This window comes from Corallococcus sp. AB032C (genome assembly GCF_003668935.1).
Classification (GTDB): domain Bacteria; phylum Myxococcota; class Myxococcia; order Myxococcales; family Myxococcaceae; genus Corallococcus; species Corallococcus exiguus.
The window spans coordinates 10,812-32,317 of record NZ_RAWP01000060.1 but is presented as its reverse complement, the minus strand read 5'-3'; the positions used below and the strand labels follow the sequence as shown (position 1 = coordinate 32,317).

The following is a 21,506-nucleotide window of genomic DNA, read 5'->3' as shown; positions in this document are numbered from 1 at the left end:
AGAAGGCCGGTGGCGCCTTCGTGCCGTTGGATCCGTCCTACCCGCGTGAGCGCCTGTCCTTCATGCTGGAGGACAGCGGCGCGCCCGTGCTGGTGACGCAGGAATCGCTGAGCCAGCAGCTGCCCTCCGACGGCCTGCGCGTCGTGCGCATGGACCTGGAGGCAGCGCACCTTCGGACGCTTCCGGAGACCGCTCCTGCTTCCAGCGCCAACGCCGACACCCTGGCGTACGTCATCTACACGTCCGGCTCCACGGGCCGCCCCAAGGGCACGCTCCTGCCGCACCGAGGCCTCAACAACACCGCCCGGCAGGCCGCCGCGGCGAAGGGTCTGGGCACGGGCCGCCGCGCGTTGCAGTACGCGGCGTCCAGCTTCGACGCCAGCGTGTGGGAGGTGTTCAGCACGCTCGTGTCCGGGGCCACGCTGGTGCTCGCGCCGCGCGACCGCCTGCTGCCGGATGAGCCGCTGCGCACGCTGCTGAAGTCGCAGCGCATCACCACCGTGACGCTGACGCCGTCGGTGCTCGCGCAGTTGAGCACGGACGGGCTGGACGGGCTGTCCACCATCGTCTCCGCCGGTGAGGCGCTGAGCGTGGAGATGGCTCGCAAGTGGGGGCAGGGGAGGACGCTGATCAACGCGTACGGCCCCACCGAGACCACGGTCTGCGCGACCCTTACGCATGGCGGTGTCCGGGCGGAGCGCCTGACCATCGGCAAGCCGCTGGCGAACGTGCAGGTGTACGTGCTGGATGCCCTGCACCATCCGGTGCCCGTGGGTGTCGCGGGCGAGCTGTACGTCGCGGGCGAAGGCCTGGCGCGCGGCTACCAGGGCCGGCCGGACATGACGGCGGAGAAGTTCGTCCCCAACCCGTTCAGCCAGGACCCCGGCGCGCGGCTGTACCGCACCGGCGACCGCGTGCGCTGGCTGGCCGAGGGCGAGATCGAATACCTGGGCCGCATCGACCACCAGGTGAAGGTGCGTGGCTTCCGCATCGAGCTGGGTGAAATCGAGGCCGTGCTGCTGCGCCACGCGGACGTGCGTGAGGCGGCGGTCGTGGTGCGCGAGGACGTCCCGGGCGACAAGCGGCTCGTCGGCTACGTCGTGCCGCAGCCGGGTCGGACGGTGGACGCGGCCTCGCTGCGCAAGCACCTGAAGGACGGCGTGCCGGAGTACATGGTGCCGTCGGCGTTCGTGGTGCTGGACGCACTGCCGATGACGCCCGCCGGCAAGGTGGACCGCAAGGCCCTGCCGGCCCCCACGGGCGCGCTCTCGCGTCCCGATGCCTACGTGGCCCCTCGCACGCAGACGGAGACGCGCGTGGCGGCCCTCTTCGCGCGCGTGCTCACCGTGGAGCGCGTGGGCGCGGAGGATTCGTTCTTCGAACTGGGCGGCCACTCGCTGATGGCCACCCAGTTGGTGTCGCGCCTGCGCGGCGAGTTCCAGGTGGAGCTGCCCCTGCGCGCGCTCTTCGAGTCCCCGACGGTGGCCGCCCTGGCTTCCCGTGTGGACGAGGCCACGGGCGCCGAGCGGAAGTTCAAGACGCCGCCGCTCAAGCCCGCGTCGCGTGAGGGTTCGCTGCCGCTGTCGTTCGACCAGGAGCGCCTCTGGCTCTTCGAGCAGCTCACGCCGGGCACGCCCATCTACAACGTGCCCAGCGCGGCCCGCTTGACCGGCGACCTGGACGTCGACGTGCTCCGCCGCGGCCTGGAGGAGATCGTCCGGCGCCACGAGGCGCTGCGCACCGTCTTCCATCAGGATGCGTCCGGCGCGCCCGTGCAGGTCATCCTGCCGGCGAAGCCGTTCGTGCTGCCCGTGGTGGACCTGTCCTCGCTGCCCGCCGACCAGGCGGAGGCCGAGGCCCGGAAGCACCTGAACGCGGAGGCCGCCCGGCCGTTCGACCTGGTTCAGGGCCCGCTCCTGCGCGCCCAGCTCCTGAAGCTGAGCGCGCGCGAGCACGTGCTGTGCCTCGCCATGCACCACATCGTGGTGGATGGCTGGGCCGTGGGCGTGTTCATGAACGAGCTCCAGGCGCTCTACACCGCGTTCTCGCGCGGAGAGTCCTCGCCGCTGCCCTCGCTGCCCGTGCAGTACGCGGACTACACCCTCTGGCACCGCCAGTGGCTGAGCGGCGACGTGCTGGAGCAGCAGATCTCCTGGTGGAAGAAGCAGCTCGCCGGAGCGCCTCGCATCGCGCTGCGCACGGACGCGCCGCGTCCCGCGGGCGACCGCTTCCACGGTGACAGTCGCCGCTTCCACCTGTCCCCGGACCTCACGTCCCGCATCGAGGCGCTGGGACGAGGGGAGGGCGCCACGCTGTTCATGGTGTTGCTCGCCGCGTTCGACGCGCTCCTGCACCGCCGCACCGGCCAGGACGACATCGTCGTGGGCACGGACATCGCGAACCGCGCCCGCGAGGAGCTGGAGTCCCTGGTCGGCTTCTTCACCAACCAGCTCGTCCTGCGCACGCAGGTGTCGGGCGACCTGTCCTTCCGGTCGCTGCTGGACCGCGTGCGCAAGGGGACCCTGGACGCCTACGAGCACCAGGACCTGCCCTTCGGCACGCTGGTGCAGGCGCTCAAGCCGCCGCGCGAGCCGGGTGGCCAGCTCTTCAACGTGAAGTTCGTGCTGGAGAACGCGCCGCTGCCGCCGCTCCAGCTCCCCGGCCTGGAGCTGAGCCTCCTGGACGCGGAGACGAACGGGACCGCCAAGTGGGACCTGCTCGTCGTCGTCTTCCCGTGGCAGGGCGGGCTCACCGTCACGGTGGAGCACAACACGGACGTGCTCGACCGCGCGTCGGTGGAGCGCCTGTTCGCCCACTTCGAGTCGCTGCTGCGCGCCGTCGTGGACGACCCCGAACTCCGCATCGGCACGCTGCCGCTGCTCACGCCGGATGAGCGCAGCACGCTCGCCGCGTGGAACGACCGCCCGCGGACGTACCCGCACGGCCAGCCCGTGTCGCGCGTCTTCGAGGCGCAGGCCGCCCGCGCCCCGGACGCGGTCGCCGTCAGCTTCGAGGGCGGGACGCTCACCGCCGGCCAGCTCAACGCGCGCGCCAATCAGCTCGCGCACCACCTGCGCGCCCAGGGCGTCAGGCCCGGCAAGCGCGTGGGCGTGTCCCTGGAGCGCTCGCTGGACCTCGTCGTGGCGGTGCTGGGCATCGCCAAGGCGGGCGGCGCGTACGTGCCGCTCGACCCCAGCTTCCCCACCGAGCGCCTCTCGATGCTCATCGACGACGCGGGCCTGTCCGCGCTCGTCAGCGTCTCCGCGATCGCGGACGAGCTGCCCGCGCAGTGGCTCCAGGTGGTCTGCCTGGATGACGACGCGGCCGCGCTCGCGAAGCGCTCGGATGCCAACCTCGACACCGCGCCGAGCGGTGAGGACGAGCTGTACGTCCTCTACACCTCTGGCTCCACGGGCCGGCCCAAGGGCGTGTCCGTGCCCCACCGCGCAGTGGTGCGCCTGGTGTGCGGTCCGGAGTGGGTGAGCCTGTCGTCGAAGGACGTGTTCCTCCAGCTGGCGCCGCTCGCGTTCGACGCGTCCACCTTCGAGCTGTGGGGCGCGATGCTCAACGGCGCGAAGCTCGCTGTGTTCCCGCCGCGCGCGCCCACCCTGGACGAGCTGGGGGAGGTCATCACCCGCGAGGGCGTGAGCACCCTGTGGCTCACCGCCGGTCTGTTCCATCAGATGGTGGACGGCAACCTGGATGGCCTGCGTCCCGTGCGTCAGCTGCTGGCGGGTGGTGACGTGCTGTCCCCCGCGCACGTGCTGCGCGTGATGGAGCAGCTGCCGGGCTGCCGCGTCATCAACGGCTACGGCCCCACGGAGAACACGACGTTCACCGCGTGCTACCCGGTGGAGAACGCTGGCGCGCTGGGCATCTCCGTGCCCATCGGCCGGCCCATCAACGGCACGCGCGTGCATGTCCTCAACGCGTCCCTGCAGCCCGTGCCCCTGGGCGCCCCCGGCGAGCTGTTCGCGGGCGGCGACGGCCTGGCGCACGGCTACCTGAACCAGCCCGAGCTGACGGCGGAGAAGTTCATCCCGGATCCGTTCAGCACCGTGCCCGGCGCGCGGCTGTACCGCACCGGCGACCAGGTCCGCTTCCGCGCGGACGGCGCCCTGGAGTTCCTGGGTCGCATCGACCAGCAGGTGAAGGTGCGAGGCTTCCGCATCGAGCCGGGCGAGATTGAAACGGCGCTGCGTGGACACGCGTCCGTGCTCGACGTCACCGTCGCCGTGCAGGAGGTCGCGGGCGAGAAGGCCCTGGTGGCCTACGTCGTCACGGAAGAGGGCGCGGAGCCGCTGGGCGTGGACACGATGCGTGCGTTCCTGCACGACAAGCTGCCCGCGTACATGGTGCCCACGGCGCTGATGGCGCTGGACGCGCTGCCGCTCACGCCCAACGGCAAGGTGGACCGCCGCGCGCTGCCCGTGCCCGGCAGCGAGCGTCCGCAGATGTCCACCGCGTACGCCGCTCCTCGCACCATGGAGGAGACCGCGCTGTGCGAGGTCTGGGCGGAGGTGCTGGGCGTGGAGCGCGTCGGTATCGACGACAGCTTCTACGACCTGGGCGGTGACTCCATCCGCAGCATCCAGCTCATCGCGAAGCTTCGCGAGCGCGGGTTGGATCTGCCCATGGTGGAGCTGCTGCGTCAGCCCACCATCCGCGCGCTGGGGAACCTGGTGCACGCGGCCCCGTCGAAGGCCGCGGCGCAGGCCGTCCCTGGCTCGGAGCCCTTCAGCCTGCTGTCCGAAGCGGACCGCGCGCGCCTCCCCGCGGATGTGGAGGATGCGTATCCGGTGGCCGTGCTCCAGGCCGGCATGCTCTTCCAGAGCGAGCTGGACCAGGCGTCCGGCATGTACCACGACGCCACCAGCTACCACCTGGAGATGGCGCTCGATGAGGCGAAGATGCGCCAGTTGCTGGCCGAGCTGGCTCGCCGCCACGCCATCCTGCGCACGTCGTTCGACCTCACCGGTTACGAGCAGCCGTTGCAGTTCGTGCACCGCGAGGCCCAGGTGCCGCTGGAGCTCCACGACGTGCGCCACGTGCCCGCCGCGGAGCAGGACGCGCTGTTGCGCAGGCTCGTGGAAGCGGACCGCTGCCGTCCGTTCGACTGGAACCGCGCGCCGCTGCTGCGCTTCGCGATCTACCGGCGCACGGAGAAGACGCTCCAGTTCTCGCTCATCTTCCACCACGCCATCCTGGATGGTTGGAGCCTCGCGACGCTGTTGTCGGAGCTGTTCCGCGGCTACGTGAACCTGCTGCGCGGCACGCCGGCCCCGGAGGCGGCGCCGCTGGCCGTCACCTACCGTCAGTTCGTCGCGCTGGAGCACCAGTCGCTCACCTCCGGCGAGGGCGAGCAGTTCTGGAAGTCGCGCCTCGCGGAAGTGGACCGTCCTGCTCCTCGCGCGCCGCTGCCCGCGGGCCAGGAGCCGGTGCTGAGCATGCGGCAGGTGGACGTGCCCGCCGCGCTCCAGGAAGGACTGCAGCGCGTGGCACAGGCGGTCAACGTGCCGCTGAAGACCGTGCTGCTGGCGGCGCACCTGCGCGTGCGCGCGCTGATGGAGGGACAGCGCTCGGTGGTGACGGGCGTGGTCTCCAACGGCCGTCCGGAGACGGCCGACAGTGAGCGCATGGTGGGCCTGTTCCTCAACAGCATCCCGTTCCCGGTGACGCTGGCGGACGGCTCGTGGCTGGACCTGGTGCGCCAGGTGTCGAAGGCGGACGGCGACATCTGGCCGCACCGCCGCTACCCCATGGGCCGGTTGCAGCAGCAGCTGGGGGGCCAGCGGCTGTTCGAGACCATCTTCAACTTCGTCCACTTCCACGTGGCCGGAGGCCTGTCGCAGCTCGAAGGCGTGCGCCTGCTGGAGGAGACGCCGTCCACCGCGTGGATGGAGCTTCCGCTGAGCACGCTGTTCCTCCAGCGCCCGGACACCGGCGCGCTGATGCTCGTGCTGCGCACCAACGGCACGCAGCGCGACGCGGACCAGACGGAGGCGCTGGCGGGCTACTACTTCCGCGCCCTCGAAGCGATGGCCGCCAACCCGCACGCGCGTCACGAGCACGCGAGGCTGCTGCCGGACGCGGAGCGCCAGAAGCTGCTGGTGGAGTGGAACGCCACGGGCGCGCAGTCCGCGGGCGACACCTTCGTCCATGAGCGCTTCGCCGTCCACGCGGCCCGCACGCCGGACGCCGTGGCGGTGGTCTGCGACGACGGCCAGCTCACGTACGGGGAGCTGAACCGCAGGGCCAACCAGCTCGCGCACTGGCTGCGCGCGCGCGGCGTGGGCCCGGATGCGCGCGTGGGCCTGCTCACCGAACGCACCCCGGACGCCATCGTCGGCATGATGGGCATCCTCAAGGCCGGCGGCGCGTACGTGCCGCTGGATCCGTCGCATCCGCCGGAGCGCCTCCGCACGGTGCTGGAGGACGCGGCGGCTTCGCTCGTGGTCACCCAGGCCTCGCTCGCCGCGCACGTGGCGGACGCCTCCAGGGGCCACGTGTGCCTGGACTCCGACGCTGGGCTGCTCTCACGCGAGCGTGAGGACGACCCGAAGCGCCTGGGCGACGCGGGCTCGCTGGCCTACGTCATCTTCACGTCTGGCTCCACGGGCCGGCCCAAGGGCGTGGCCATCGAGCACCGTCAGCTCAACCACTACGTGGAGGGCGTGACGCTGCGCCTGGCGCTGCCCCCGGCGGCGAGCTTCGCGTCGGTGTCCACGCTGGCCGCGGACCTGGGCCACACCGCCGTCTTCCCGACGCTGAGCGGCGGCGGCACGCTGCACCTCATCTCCCGCGACCGCGCCTCCGACCCGGCAGCGCTGGGTGACTACTTCGAGCGCCACGCGGTGGACTGCTTGAAGATCGTCCCCTCGCACCTGACGGCGCTCCTGTCGTCGCCGTCGCCCGAGCGCGTCCTGCCTCGCAAGCGGCTGGTGCTGGGCGGTGAAGCGTCTGATCCGGCGCTCGTGGCGCGCGTGCACGCACTCGTGCCCGGGCTCGAAGTCTTCAACCACTACGGCCCCACCGAGACCACGGTCGGCGTGCTGACGTGGAAGGTGGAGCGGGGCACTGCGCTTGCCGCCACGGCCTCCGTGCCGCTGGGCCGGCCGCTGCCCAACGCGCGGATGTACGTACTGGACGCGGCGCTGCAGCCCGTCCCCGTGGGCGTGCCCGGCGAACTGTTTATCGGCGGCGCGGGTGTGGCCCGGGGCTACCTGGGACAGCCCGGCCTCACGATGGAGCGTTTCCTGGCGGATCCGTTCCACCCGGAGCCCGGCGCGCGCGTGTACCGCACGGGCGACCGCGTGCGCTACCTGCCGGACGGCGCGCTGGAGTTCCTGGGCCGCGTCGACTTCCAGGTGAAGGTGCGCGGCTTCCGCATCGAGCTGCCGGAGATTGAAGCCGCGATGAGCGGCCTGCCCGGCGTCGCGGAAGTCGTCGTGCTGGCGCGCGAGGACGTGCCGGGCGACAAGCGCCTGGTGGCCTACGTCGTCGCGGTGCCCGGCCACACGCTGGAGGCCGGTGCGCTGCGCCAGGGCCTGAAGTCGCGGTTGCCGGACTACATGGTGCCGTCCGCCTTCGTCATGCTGGACGCGCTGCCCCTCACGTCCAACGGCAAGGTGGACCGCCGCGCGCTGCCCGCGCCGGAGCAGGAGACCGAAGCCGGTCGCGCCTACGTGGCCCCGCGCACTCCCACCGAGGAGCTGATCGCGGGCCTGTGGTCCAAGCTGCTGGGCGTGGAGCGCGTGGGTGCGAAGGACGACTTCTTCGTGCTCGGCGGACACTCGCTGCTGGCGACGCAGATGATCTCCCGCATCCGGAGCGCGTTCCGGGTGGAGTTGCCCCTGCGCGCGCTCTTCGAGGCGACCACGGTGGAGACGCTCTCCGCTCGCGTGGACGAGGCCGTCCGCCAGGGCTTCGGCCTGGAGGCGCCGGCCATCGTGCCGCTGTCCCGCGAGCACACGCTGCCGCTGTCGTTCGCGCAGCAGCGCCTGTGGTTCCTGGATCAGCTGGAGCCGGACAGCGCGTTCTACAACATCGCCGCGCCGGTGATGCTGGACGGCGCGCTGGAAGTGGCCCCGCTGGAGCAGGCCTTCACGGAGCTGGTGCGCCGGCATGAAGTGCTGCGCACCACCTTCCGCGCGGAGGGTGGCAACCCGGTGCAGGTCGTCCACCCGGCGGCCCGCATGCCGCTGCCGCTCGTGGACCTCACGCGCCTGCCGGAGGCGGAGCGCGAGGCGAAGGCGCAGCGTCTGGCGGACGAGGACGCGGGCAAGCCGTTCAACCTGGCCACGGGCCCGCTGCTGCGCGCCACGCTGGTGCGCATCTCGGACGTGCGCCACATGCTGCTGCTCACGGTGCACCACATCGTGTCCGACGGCTGGTCGCGCGGCGTGCTCGTGCGTGAAGTCGCCGCGCTCTACGAGGCCTTCCGCCAGGGCAAGCCGTCGCCGCTGCCGGAGCTGCCGGTGCAGTACGCGGACTACTCGGGCTGGCAGCGTGGCTGGCTCCAGGGCGACGTGCTGAAGAAGCAGGTCGGTTACTGGAAGCAGCAGCTGACCGGCGCGCCCTCCGCGCTGGAATTGCCCACGGACTTCCCTCGCCCGGCGGTGCAGACGTACCGCGGTGAGACGCTGCCCTTCACGCTGCCGCGTGAGCTGTCGGATGCCCTGCGCGCCCTGGCGCTGAAGGAAGGCGTCACGCCGTACATGCTGCTGCTCACCGCGTGGCAGGTGCTGCTGGCGCGCCACGCGGGCCAGGACGACGTCACGGTGGGTTCGCCCGTGGCCGGCCGTGGCCGCATGGAGACCGAAGGCCTCATCGGCTTCTTCATCAACACGCTCGTGCTGCGCACGCGGCTTGAAGGGGACCCCTCGTTCCGCCAGGTGCTCGCGCGGGTGCGGGAGTCGGTGCTGGGCGCGCACGCGCACCAGGAAGTGCCGTTCGAGAAGCTGGTGGAGGAGCTGCAGCCGGTGCGCGACACCAGCCGCTCGCCGCTCTTCCAGGTGTGGTTCGTGCTGCACCAGGAGCTGGCGGCGAAGCTGTCCGTGCCGGGCCTCACGCTGAGCGCCTACGAAGCGGAAGCGCGCACCGCGAAGTTCGACCTGGCCCTGTCCATGCTGGACGCGGCGGACGGCTTCGTGGGCCGCCTGGAGTACAACTCCGACCTGTTCGCCCGCGCGACCGCGGAGGGGATGATGGCGCGCCTGCACGTGCTGCTGGCGGGCATCGTCACGAAGCCCGAGGCGCCCGTGGGTGAGTTGCCCCTGCTGTCCGCCGAGGAGCGGCACCAGGTGCTGGTGGGCTGGAACAGCGTGCACGCGGAGCTGCCGCGTGAGGCGACCATCCATTCGCTCATCGAAGCGCACGCGGAGGCCACGCCGGACGCGGTGGCCCTCGTGTACGAGGACCAGTCGCTCACGTACGCGGAGCTGGACACGAAGGCGAACCAGTTGGCGCACCACCTGCGCCGCCGGTACGTCGGACGCGAGGTGCGCGTGGCGCTCTGCCTGGAGCGCTCGCTGGATCTCGTGGTGGGCATGCTCGGCATCCTCAAGGCCGGTGGCGCGTTCATCCCGTTGGATCCGTCGTACCCGGTGGAACGGCTCGACTACATGCTGTCGGACTCGGGCGCGCCTGTGCTGGTGACGCAGGAGTCGCTGATGGACTCGCTGCCCACCGACGGCCGCCTGACCATCCAGCTGGACATGGACGTGGACGCCATCGAGCGGATGCCGGAAGAGGCGCCGCGCACGGGCGTGTCCGCCCACAACCTTGCGTACGTCATCTACACGTCCGGCTCCACGGGCCGTCCCAAGGGCACGCTGCTCCAGCACCAGGGCCTGGTGAACACGGCCCTGCGCGCCGCCGCGGCGAAGCGGGTGGGGCCGGGCAGCCGCGTGTTGCAGTACGCGGCGTCCAGCTTCGATGCCAGCGTCTGGGAGATCTTCAGCACCCTGGCCGTGGGCGCCACGCTGGTGCTCGCGCCGCGCGACCGGCTGATGCCGGACGAGCCCCTGCGCACGCTGCTCAAGGAGCAGGGCATCACCACCGCCACGCTGACGCCGTCGGTGCTCGCGCAGCTGAGCACGGAAGGGCTGGAGGGTCTGCGCAGTGTGGTGTCCGCCGGTGAAGCGCTGAGCGTGGAGCTGGCGCGCAAGTGGGGCGCCGGGCGCCTCATGATCAACGCCTACGGCCCCACGGAGGCCACGGTCTGCGCGACGCTGACCGAAGGCGGCGTGAACCCCGAGCGGATCACCATCGGCAAGCCGTGGGCGAACGCGCAGGTGTACGTGCTGGACGCGGCACAGCGTCCGGTGCCGGTGGGCGTGGGCGGTGAGCTGTACATCGGCGGCGTGGCGCTGGCGCGCGGCTACCAGGGCCGGCCGGACCTGACGGCGGAGAAGTTCGTGCCGCATCCGTTCAGCACGGACGCGGGCGCGCGGCTGTACCGCACGGGTGACCGCGTGCGCTGGCTGGCGACGGGCGAGCTGGAGTACCTGGGCCGCATCGACTTCCAGGTGAAGGTACGCGGCTTCCGCATCGAGCTGGGCGAAGTCGAATCCGTGCTGCTGCACCACACGGACATCCGTGAGGCGGCGGTGGTGGTGCGCGAGGACGTGCCGGGCGACAAGCGCCTGGTGGCCTACGTCGTCGCGCAAGAGGACACGGAGTTGGACGTGGCGGAGCTGCGGCGTCACCTGAAGGGCGAGGTGCCGGAGTACATGGTGCCGTCCGCCTTCGTGGTGCTGGAGGCGCTGCCGATGACGCCCGCGGGCAAGGTGGATCGCAAGGCGCTGCCCGCGCCGTCCGACGCCCGCACGGAGCGCAGCGAGGCGGAGTTCGCCGCGCCGCGCACGCCGACGGAGGAGATGCTCGCCACGGTCTGGACGGAGATCCTGGACGTGAAGCGGGTAGGGGTGCGCGACAACTTCTTCGACCTGGGCGGGCACTCGCTGCTGGCCACGCAGGTCGCTTCGCGCATCCGCGAGGCGTTCGGCGTGGAGCTGCCGCTGCGCGCGCTCTTCGAGGCGCCCACCATCGCGGACCTGGCCCAGCGCGTGGATCAGTCCGTGCGCTCGGAGCAGGGACTCCAGGCACCGCCCATCGTGCCGCTGTCGCGCGAGGGCTCGCTGCCGCTGGGTCTTGCCCAGCAGCGGCTGTGGTTCCTGGACCAGATGGAGCCGGACAGCGCGTTCTACAACATCGTGCTGCCCGTCCGTCTGGAGGGCGAGCTGGACCTGGCCGTGCTGGAGCGGACCTTCACGGAGCTGGTGCGCCGCCACGAATCGCTGCGCACCACGTTCCACGCGGAAGGCGATCAGCCCGTGCAGCGCATCCACGCGCCCGCACCGGCGTCGCTCCAGGTCGTGGACCTGTCCGGCCTGCCGGACGCGGAGCGCGAGGCCGAGGCGAAGCGCCTGGCCGACGCGGAGACCAACCGCGGCTTCCGCCTGGCCACGGGGCCGCTCATGCGCGCCCTCATCCTGCGCATGTCCCAGACGGAGCACGTGCTGCTCCTGTCGCTGCACCACATCATCACGGACGGCTGGTCCATGAGCCTGCTCGTCCGCGAGATCGCCGCGCTCTACGCGGCCTTCCGCGAGGACAAGCCGTCGCCGCTGCCGGAGCTGCCGGTGCAGTACGCGGACTACGCGGGCTGGCAGCGCGACTGGCTGCGCAGCGACGTGATGGGCAAGCACGTGGAGTACTGGCGGCAGCAGCTGTCCGGCGCGCCCTCCGCGCTGGAGCTGCCCACGGACTTCCCGCGCCCGGCGGTGATGACGTACTCGGGCGGCGGCGTGGCGGTGAAGGTGCCGCAGGCGCTGTCGCAGCGGATCAAGGCGCTGTGCCGCGAGAAGGGCGTGACGCCGTTCATGTTCCTGCTGGCGGCGTGGCAGGTGCTCCTGGCGCGCCACGCGGGCCAGGATGACATCAGCGTGGGCTCACCGGCCGCGGGCCGCGGGCACTCGTCGACGGAGGGCATCATCGGCTTCTTCGTCAACACGCTGGTGCTGCGCGCGAAGCTGGAGGGCAACCCGTCCTTCCGCGACGTGCTGACCCAGGTGCGTGACACGGTGCTGTCCGCGCACGTCCACCAGGAAGTGCCCTTCGAGAAGCTGGTGGAGGAGCTGCACCCGGTGCGCGACACCAGCCGCTCGCCGCTCTTCCAGGCCATGTTCGTGCTCCAGGCGGAGGATCTGTCCGGTCAGGTGTCCGTGGCCGGCCTCACGCTGAAGACGTTCGAGGCGGAAGCGCGCACGGCGAAGTTCGACATGTCCCTGTCGCTGGCGGACGCGTCCGAGGGCTTCCTGGGCCGGCTCGCGTACAACTCCGACCTGTACTCCCGCGCCACCGCCGAACGGCTGGTGCAGCACCTGGTGATGATGCTGGAAGGCATCACCACGGACATGGACCAGCGCGTGATGGCGCTGCCCCTGATGACGGAGGACGAGGCGCGGCAGGCGCTGGTGGTGTGGAACGACACCCGCGTGGACTTCCCGCGCGAGGCTTGCATCCAGTCGTTCATCGAGGCGCATGCCCGCGCCACGCCGAACGCCGTGGCGCTCGTCTACGAGGACACGTCGCTCACGTTCGCGCAGTTGGACGCGCAGGCGAACCAGTTGGCGCACCACCTGCGCACCCTGGGGGTCGCGCCGGAAGTGCGCGTGGCGCTCTGCCTGGACCGCTCGCTGGACCTGGTGGTCGGCATGCTGGGCGTGCTCAAGGCCGGCGGCGCGTTCGTGCCGCTCGACCCTGCGTACCCCATCGACCGGCTCGACTACATGCTGGAGGACAGCGGCGCCACGGTGCTCGTGACGCGCGGCGAGCCCATGCCGGGCCTGCACGCGGAAGACCGTGTCGGGCTGCACCTGGATGACGTGCGGGACGTGCTCCAGGCACTGCCCACCACGGCGCCGTCCGTGAACATGACCTCCGCCAACCTGGCGTACGTCATCTACACGTCCGGCTCCACGGGCCGTCCCAAGGGCACGCTGCTCCAGCACCAGGGACTGGTGAACACGGCCATCCAGGCGGGCCGCGCGCACCGCTACGCGCCGGGCAGCCGCGTGCTGCAGTACGCGGCGTCCAGCTTCGACGCCAGCGTGTGCGAGGTGTTCGGCACGCTCGTCGCCGGGGCCACGCTGGTGCTCGCGCCGCGCGACCGGCTGCTGCCGGATGAGCCGCTGCGCACGCTGCTCCAGGAGCAGCGCATCACCGCTATCACCCTGACGCCGTCGGTGCTCGCGCAGCTGGGCACGGAAGGGCTGGAGGGCCTGCGCACCGTCATCTCCGCCGGCGAAGCGCTGAGCGTGGAGCTGGCGCGCAAGTGGGGCGAAGGGCGCTTGATGATCAACGCCTACGGCCCCACGGAGGCCACGGTCTGCGCGACGCTGACCGAGAACGGCGCGAACCCGGAGCGGCTGACTATCGGCAAGCCGTGGGCGAACGTGCAGGTGTACGTGCTGGATGACGCGCTCCGGCCCCAGCCGACGGGCGTCCCGGGCGAGCTGTACGTGGCGGGCGCGGGCCTGGCGCGTGGCTACCAGGGCCGGCCGGACCTGACGGCGGAGCGGTTCGTCCCGAACCCGTTCAGCCAGGAGCCGGGCGCACGGCTGTACCGCACCGGTGACCGCGTGCGGTGGACGTCCCTGGCCGAGCTCGAGTACCTGGGCCGCATCGACTCCCAGGTGAAGGTGCGCGGCTTCCGCATCGAGCTGGGTGAGGTCGAGTCCGTGCTGCTGCACCACGCGGAGGTGCGTGAGGCGGCGGTGGTGGTGCGCGAGGACGCGCCGGGCGACAAGCGCCTGGTGGCGTACGTCGTGCCCCAGGCCGCGGGCACGCTGGACGCGGTGGAGCTGCGCCGCCACCTGAAGACCGAGGTGCCAGAGTACATGGTGCCTTCGGCCTTCGTGGTGCTGGAAGCGCTGCCGCTGACGCCCGCGGGCAAGATCGACCGCAAGGCCCTGCCCGCGCCGACGGGCGAGGTGTCGCGCACGCGCACCTTCGTGGCCCCGCGCACGCCGACCGAGGAGCTGCTCGCGGCCCTCTTCGCGCAGTTGTTGGGCGTGGAGCGCATGGGCGTGGAGGACCACTTCTTCGAGATGGGTGGCCACTCGCTCATGGCCACGCGGCTGGCGTCGCGCATCCGCGAGGCCTTCGACGTGGAGCTGCCGCTGCGCACGCTCTTCGAGGCGCCCACGGTGTCGGACCTGGCCCGGCGCGTGGACGCGCTCGTGGCGCAGGGCAGGGGCGTGAGGGCTCCGCCGCTCGTGCCGCTGCCGCGCGCGGAGCGGATGCCGCTGTCGTTCGCCCAGCAGCGCCTGTGGTTCCTCAACCAGCTGGAGCCGGACAGCGCCTTCTACAACCTCCCGCTGCCGGTGCGGCTGGAGGGCACGCTGGACGTGTCCGCGCTGGAGCGCGCCTTCACGGAGCTGGTGCGCCGTCACGAGTCGCTGCGCACCACGTTCCCCATGCGCGATGGCCAGCCCGCGCAGGTCGTCCACCCGGCCGCCACGCTGCCGATTCAGGTGGTGGACCTGTCCGGTCAGCCCGAGGACGTCCGCGAGGCCGAGGCCCAGCGTCGGGCCAACGAAGAGGCGCAGCGTCCGTTCCACCTGGCGAACGGCCCGCTGTTGCGCGTGAAGGTGCTCAAGCTGGAGGCCCAGCGGCACGTGCTGCTCGCGACGATGCACCACATCGTCTCCGACGGCTGGTCCATGGGCGTGCTGGTGCGGGAGATGGCGGCCCTCTACGAGGCCTTCGCCTCCGGCCGCGCGCCGTCCCTGCCGGAGCTGCCGGTGCAGTACGCGGACTACGCGGGCTGGCAGCGAGGCTGGCTGCAGGGTGACGTGCTGGCCCAGCAGATGGCGTACTGGAAGCAGCAGCTGACCGGCGCGCCCGCCGCGCTGGAGCTGCCCACGGACCGCCCGCGTCCGGCGGTGCAGACGTACCGGGGCGCCAGCGTGAACCTGCGCGTGGGCAAGCCGGTGACGAACACGCTGAAGGCCCTGGCGCTCAAGGAAGGCGCCACGCCCTTCATGGTGCTCCTGGCCGCGTGGCAGGTGCTGCTCGCGCGCTACTCCGGACAGGACGACGTGAGCGTGGGCACGCCCATCGCGGGTCGTGGCCGCACGGAGACGGAAGGCCTCATCGGCTTCTTCGTCAACACGCTGGTGCTGCGCACGACGCTGACGGGCAACCCGTCCTTCCGCGCGCTGCTGGCCCAGGTGAAGGAGACGACGCTGGGCGCGTACGCGCACCAGGAAGTGCCCTTCGAGAAGTTGGTGGAGGAGCTGGCGCCCACGCGCGACACCAGCCGCACGCCGCTGTTCCAGGTGCTGCTGTCGTTCCAGAACGCGCCGGTGCCGGAGCTGGAGGTCAAGGGCCTCACGCTGCGCGCCGTCCCGCTGGAGCACCGCACCGCGCAGTTCGACCTGAACATGACCCTGTCGGAGGTGGACGGCGAGCTGCGCGGAGCCATGGAGTACAACTCCGACCTGTTCGACGCCGGCACCGCCGAGCGGATGCTGGAGCACCTCCGCGTCCTCCTGGAGGGCGTGGCGTCCCAGCCGGACGTGCCCGTGCAGCGCCTGCCGCTGCTCACGGATGGCGAGCGGACGCAGTTGCTGACGACGTGGAACGACACGCGGGCCGACTTCCCGCGCGATGCCTGCATCCACCAGCGCTTCGAGGAGCAGGTGGCCCGCACCCCGGACGCCATCGCCGCGACCTTCGAGGGTGAGCAGCTCACGTACCGGCAGCTGGACGCGAAGGCCAACCAGCTGGCGCACCACCTGCGCCGGCTGGGCGTGGGGCCCGAGGTGAAGGTCGCACTGTGCCTGGAGCGCTCGCTGGAGATGGTCATCGCCGTGATGGGCGTGCTCAAGGCCGGCGGCGCCTACGTGCCGCTCGACCCGAAGTACCCGCTGGATCGCCTGTCCTTCATGCTGGAGGACACGCAGGTGCCGGTGGTGCTGACGCAGGACTCGCTGGCGGACGAGCTGCCCGTCACCACCCAGCAGCTCATCAGCCTGGATGGTGACTGGAAGCGCAGCATCTCCCGCGAGCGCGAGGACGCGCCCGTGACGGCGGTGACGGCTGGCAACCTGGCGTACGTCATCTACACGTCCGGTTCGACGGGCAAGCCGAAGGGCGTGGCCATCGAGCACCGCGGCGTGTCCAACTACCTGACGTGGTGCTTGTCGGCGTACGGGCTGGATACGGGCGCGGGCGCACCGGTGCACTCGTCGCTCGCGTTCGACCTGACCGTCACCAGCATGCTGGCGCCGCTGGTCGCGGGCCGGGGCGTGGTGATGGTGTCCGAGACGCGGGGCGTGGAAGGCCTGGCGGACGTGCTGCGTGAAGGCACGGGCTTCAGCCTGGTGAAGCTGACGCCCAGCCACCTGCGGTTGTTGTCGGACCTGCTGGGCGCGGACGCGGCGGCGGGGCGCACGGGCGCCTTCGTCATCGGCGGCGAGGCGCTCTTCTCGGAAGAGCTGGCGTTCTGGCGCAAGCACGCGCCGGCCACGCGGCTCATCAACGAGTACGGCCCCACGGAGACGGTGGTGGGCTGCTCGGTGCACGTCGTGGCCCCGGAGGATTCCGCCTCCGGCGCGGTGCGCATCGGCAAGCCGCTGCCCAACACGCGGATGTACGTGCTGGATTCGCAGCTGCAACCCGTGCCGGTGGGCGTGCCGGGTGAGCTGTACATCGGCGGCGTGCAGGTGGGCCGCGGCTACCTGGGCCGGCCGGAGCTCACGGCGGAGAAGTTCGTGCCGGATGCGTTCAGCACCGACGCTGGCGCGCGGCTGTACCGCTCCGGCGACCTGGCCCGCTGGCGCGCAGACGGCACGCTGGAATACATGGGCCGCGTCGACCACCAGGTGAAGGTGCGTGGCTACCGCATCGAGCTGGGGGAGATCGAATCCGCCCTCATGGGCGCCTACGGCGTGCGCGAGTCCGTCGTCGTCGTCCGCGAGGACGTGGCCGGCGATAAGCGGCTGGTGGCCTACGTCGCGGGTGACGTGGAGTCCCTGGACCGCAAGGGCCTGCGCGAGCACCTGGAGCGCACGCTGCCGGAGTACATGGTGCCGTCCGCCTTCGTGGTGATGGAGGCGCTGCCGGTGACCTCCAACGGCAAGGTGGACCGCAAGGCGCTACCCGTCCCCAGCGACGAGCGCGCGCAGGACGACGCGTTCATCGCGCCGCGCACTCCCACCGAACAGCTGCTCGCCGGAGCGTGGAGCGAGCTGTTGAACGTGGATCGCGTGGGCTCGACGGACGACTTCTTCGAGCTGGGCGGACACTCGCTGCTGGCCACGCAGGTGCTGTCTCGCGTCCGGAGCATCTTCCGGATCGACCTGCAGCTGCGGGACGTCTTCAACGCGCCCACGGTGCAGAAGCTGTCCGTCCTCATCGACCAGGCGCTCCAGGCCGGTGCGGGCACCCAGGCGCCCGCCATCGTGCCGATGCCGCGCGAAGGCCGCCTGCCGCTGTCGTTCGCGCAGCAGCGCTTGTGGTTCCTGCACCAGCTGGACGCGTCCAGCCCGGCCTACAACGTCCCCATGGTCCTTCGCCTGAAGGGCTCGCTGGACGTGATGGCGCTGGAGCAGAGCTTCACGGAGCTGGTGCGCCGGCACGAATCGCTGCGCACGTCGTTCCACCTGGACAACGGACAGGCCACGCAGGTCATCCACCCGGCGGTGTCGCTGCCGCTCCCGGTGGTGGACCTCTCCGACATCGCGGATCCGGAGCGCCATGACGAGGCCCGCCGGCTCGCGGACGACGAAGCGGTGCAGCCGTTCCAGCTGGCCACTGGTCCGCTGTTGCGCGTGAAGCTGCTCAAGCTGGACGAGGAGGAGCACATCCTCCTGCTCGTCATGCACCACATCGTCTCCGACGGTTGGTCCATGGGCGTGCTGGTGCGCGAGATGGCCGCGTCCTACGAGGCCTTCTCCAACGGCGGCAAGCCGTCCCTGCCGGAGCTGCCGGTGCAGTACGCGGACTACGCGGGCTGGCAGCGTGGCTGGCTCCAGGGCGAGGTGCTGGAGAAGCAGATCGGATACTGGAAGCAGCAGCTGACCGGCGCGCCCTCCGCGCTGGAATTGCCCACGGACCGTCCGCGTCCGGCGGTGCAGACGTCGCACGGCTCCAGCGTCCCGGTGAAGGTCAGCCGCGAGCTGACGGAGACGCTCAGGGCCCTGGCGCTCAAGGAGGGCACCACGCCCTTCATGGTCCTGCTGGCCGCGTGGCAGACGCTGCTGTCGCGCTACTCGGGACAGGATGACATCAGCGTGGGCACGCCCATCGCGGGCCGCCAGCGCGCGGAGACGGAGGGCCTCATCGGCTTCTTCGTCAACACGCTGGTGCTGCGCACGAAGCTGGACGGCGACCCCACGTTCCGCGAGCTGCTGGGCCGCGTGCGGGAGACGACGCTGGGCGCGTACGCGCACCAGGAGGTCCCGTTCGAGAAGCTGGTGGAGGAACTGGCGCCCACGCGCGACACCAGCCGCACGCCGCTGTTCCAGGTGTCCATGACGCTGCAGAACGCGCCGGAAGGGGCGTTCACGCTGACCGACCTCACCCTGGAAGGCGTGGAGGTGGAGCACCGCACCGCGAAGTTCGACCTGTCGCTGGGCCTCACGGAGACGGCGAACGGCATCGAGGGCGGGCTCGAGTTCAACACCGACCTGTTCGACGCGAGCACCGCCGAGCGGCTCGCCCGTCACCTGGGCGTGTTGCTGGCAGGCATCGGGGCCAACCCCGACGCGCGGCTGCACCAGTTGCCGCTGCTCACGGAGGAGGACCGCACGCAGGTGGTGACGGACTGGAACACGTCCTTCCGCTTCCCGGTGGACGCGTGCCTGCACACGTTGTTCGAGCGGCAGGCGGCCCGTACCCCGGACGCCATCGCGGTCACCTACGCCGAACAGCGCCTCACGTATCGCGAGCTGGACACGCGGGCGAACCAGCTGGCGCATCACCTGCGCACGCTGGGCGTGGGGCCGGAGGTCCTGGTGGGCCTCGCGGTGGAGCGCTCGCTGGAGCTGATGGTGGGCCTGCTGGCCATCCTCAAGGCCGGCGGCGCGTACCTGCCCATGGATCCGGCGTACCCGCGGGATCGCCTGGAGTTCATGGTGGAGGACGCGCGCGTGCCGGTGGTGCTCACGCAGCAGCACCTGCTGGACGTGGTGCCGTCGGGCGCGGCGAAGCGCCTGTGCCTGGACTCGGATGCCGCCGCTTGGGCCTCCGCGCCCACGACGACGCCAGACAGCGGCGTGGCGCCGCATCACCTGGCGTACGTCATCTACACGTCCGGCTCCACGGGCCGTCCCAAGGGCGCGCAGATTGAGCACGCCCAGGTGGTGCGCCTCTTCGACGGTACGAAGCACTGGTTCGACTTCGGCGCGAAGGACGTGTGGACGCTGTTCCACTCGTACGCGTTCGACTTCTCCGTCTGGGAGATGTGGGGCGCGCTGCTGTACGGCGGCAAGCTGGTGGTGGTGCCCTACGAGGTCAGCCGCACGCCCGCGGACTTCCACGCGCTGCTCAAGCGCGAGGGCGTCACGGTGCTCAACCAGACGCCGTCCGCGTTCCGTCAGCTCATCCAACACGAGGAGCGCACGGGCGACCACGAGGGCCTGTCCCTGCGCACGGTCGTGTTCGGCGGCGAGGCGCTGGAGTTCGGCAGCCTGCGTCCGTGGTACGCGCGCCACGCGGACAACGCGCCGGTGCTCGTCAACATGTACGGCATCACCGAGACGACCGTTCACGTGACCTACCGCGCACTCAAGGCGGCGGACGCGGAGGGCGGGCGCGGCAGCGAGGTCGGCGTGGCGATCCCGGACCTCCAGGTGTACGTGCTGGATGCGCACGGACAGCCGGTGCCTCCGGGCGTCACGGGTGAGATGTACGTGGGCGGCGACGGCCTCAGCCGTGGCTACCTGGGCCGGCCGGAGCTGACCGCGCAGCGCTTCATCCCGGATCCGTTCAGCGCTGTTCCGGGCGCGCGGCTCTACCGCTCCGGCGACCTGGCGCGGTGGCGCCCTGACGGCACGCTGGAGTACCTGGGCCGTGCGGACTTCCAGGTGAAGGTGCGTGGCTTCCGCATCGAGCTGGGCGAAATCGAGGCGGGCCTGCTCTCGCACCCGAGCGTGCGCGAGGCCGTGGTGCTGGTGCGCGAGGACGTGCCGGGCGACAAGCGCCTGGTGGCGTACCTGGTGGGCGCGCCGGGTCAGAGCGTGGCGGGAGTCCCGGAGCTGCGCGAGCAGCTGCGGCGCACGCTGCCGGAGTACATGGTGCCGTCCGCCTTCATGACGCTGGAGTCGCTGCCGCTCACGTCCAACGGCAAGGTGGATCGCCGCGCGCTGCCCGCGCCGGACACCACGCGCGCGGAAGGCTCCACGCTGGTGGTGGCGCGCACGCCGCTTCAGCTGCAGCTGGTCCGCGTCTGGGAGGAGACGCTCGGGATGTCGCCCATTGGCATCCGCGACGACTTCTTCGACCTGGGCGGCCACTCCATGCTGGCGGTGCAGCTCATGGGCCGCATCCAGCAGCTCACCGGCAAGAACCTGCCCCTGGCGTCGCTGTTCCAGGCGTCGACGGTGGAGAAGCTGGCCGCGCTGCTGGAGGCCGAGTCACGCGCCTGGTCGCCGCTGGTGGCGCTGAAGCCGGAGGGCACCAAGCCTCCGCTGTTCGCCATCCACCCGGCGGGCGGCGGCGTCCTCTGCTACGTGGACCTGGCGCGCGAGCTGGACGCGGATCAGCCGTGCTACGGCCTCCAGGCCCGGGGCACCGAGGGCGAGGAGCCCCTGGGCACCGTGGCGGAGATGGCCGCGCTGTACCTGGCGTCCGTGCGCGAAGTGCAGCCGCACGGGCCCTACCACCTGGCGGGCTGGTCGCTGGGCGGCATCATCGCCTTCGAGATGGCGCGGCAGCTGCGCGCCGTGGGCGAAGAGGTGGCGCTGCTGGCGAGCATCGACGCTTACACCGTGCAGCACATGGTGCCGGACAAGACGCCGGAGCAGGTCCTGGAGGACATGCTCACCTCCGAGCTCACCATGATGCTGGCGGCCACCACGGGCCGCGACCCGTTGGAGCTGCGCGAGCGCATCTCCCAGATGACGCAAGCGGAGCGCGTGAACTACTTCTACGAAGTGGGCAGCCAGGGTGACACGCAGATCGCCGACGTGGGCGTGGATCGCGTGCGCAACCTGTACCGGGTGTTCGAGTCCACCTCGCGCGCCTTCACGCAGTACGACGCGAAGCCGCTCGACGGGAAGATCGTGCTGCTGCGCGCCAGCCAGCGGCCGGACACGCGTGAGCACACCGGCTGGGAGGAGCTCGTCACCGGCGGCGTGGAGGTCGTGGACATGCCGGGCACGCACATGACGATGATGCGCAAGCCGCTCATCACCAACGTGGCGCGGGAGCTCCAGTCCCGCATCGTCACGCACACGACGCCGGTGGACGACCTGAAGAAGAAGATCGGGTAG

General features: G+C 71.3%; 1 protein-coding gene (only partly in view). It reads left to right on the top strand.

Going from position 1 to position 21,506, the window contains the following annotated elements; genetic code table 11:
• A protein-coding gene (locus D7X99_RS24685) for a non-ribosomal peptide synthetase (RefSeq protein ID WP_158627062.1) crosses the window boundary here: on the top strand, nt 1-21,506 show its 3' portion. Its footprint begins 10,006 nt before the window's first position; 21,506 of the gene's 31,512 nt are visible here — the last part of the coding sequence; its start codon lies off the left edge, out of view; its stop codon occupies nt 21,504-21,506.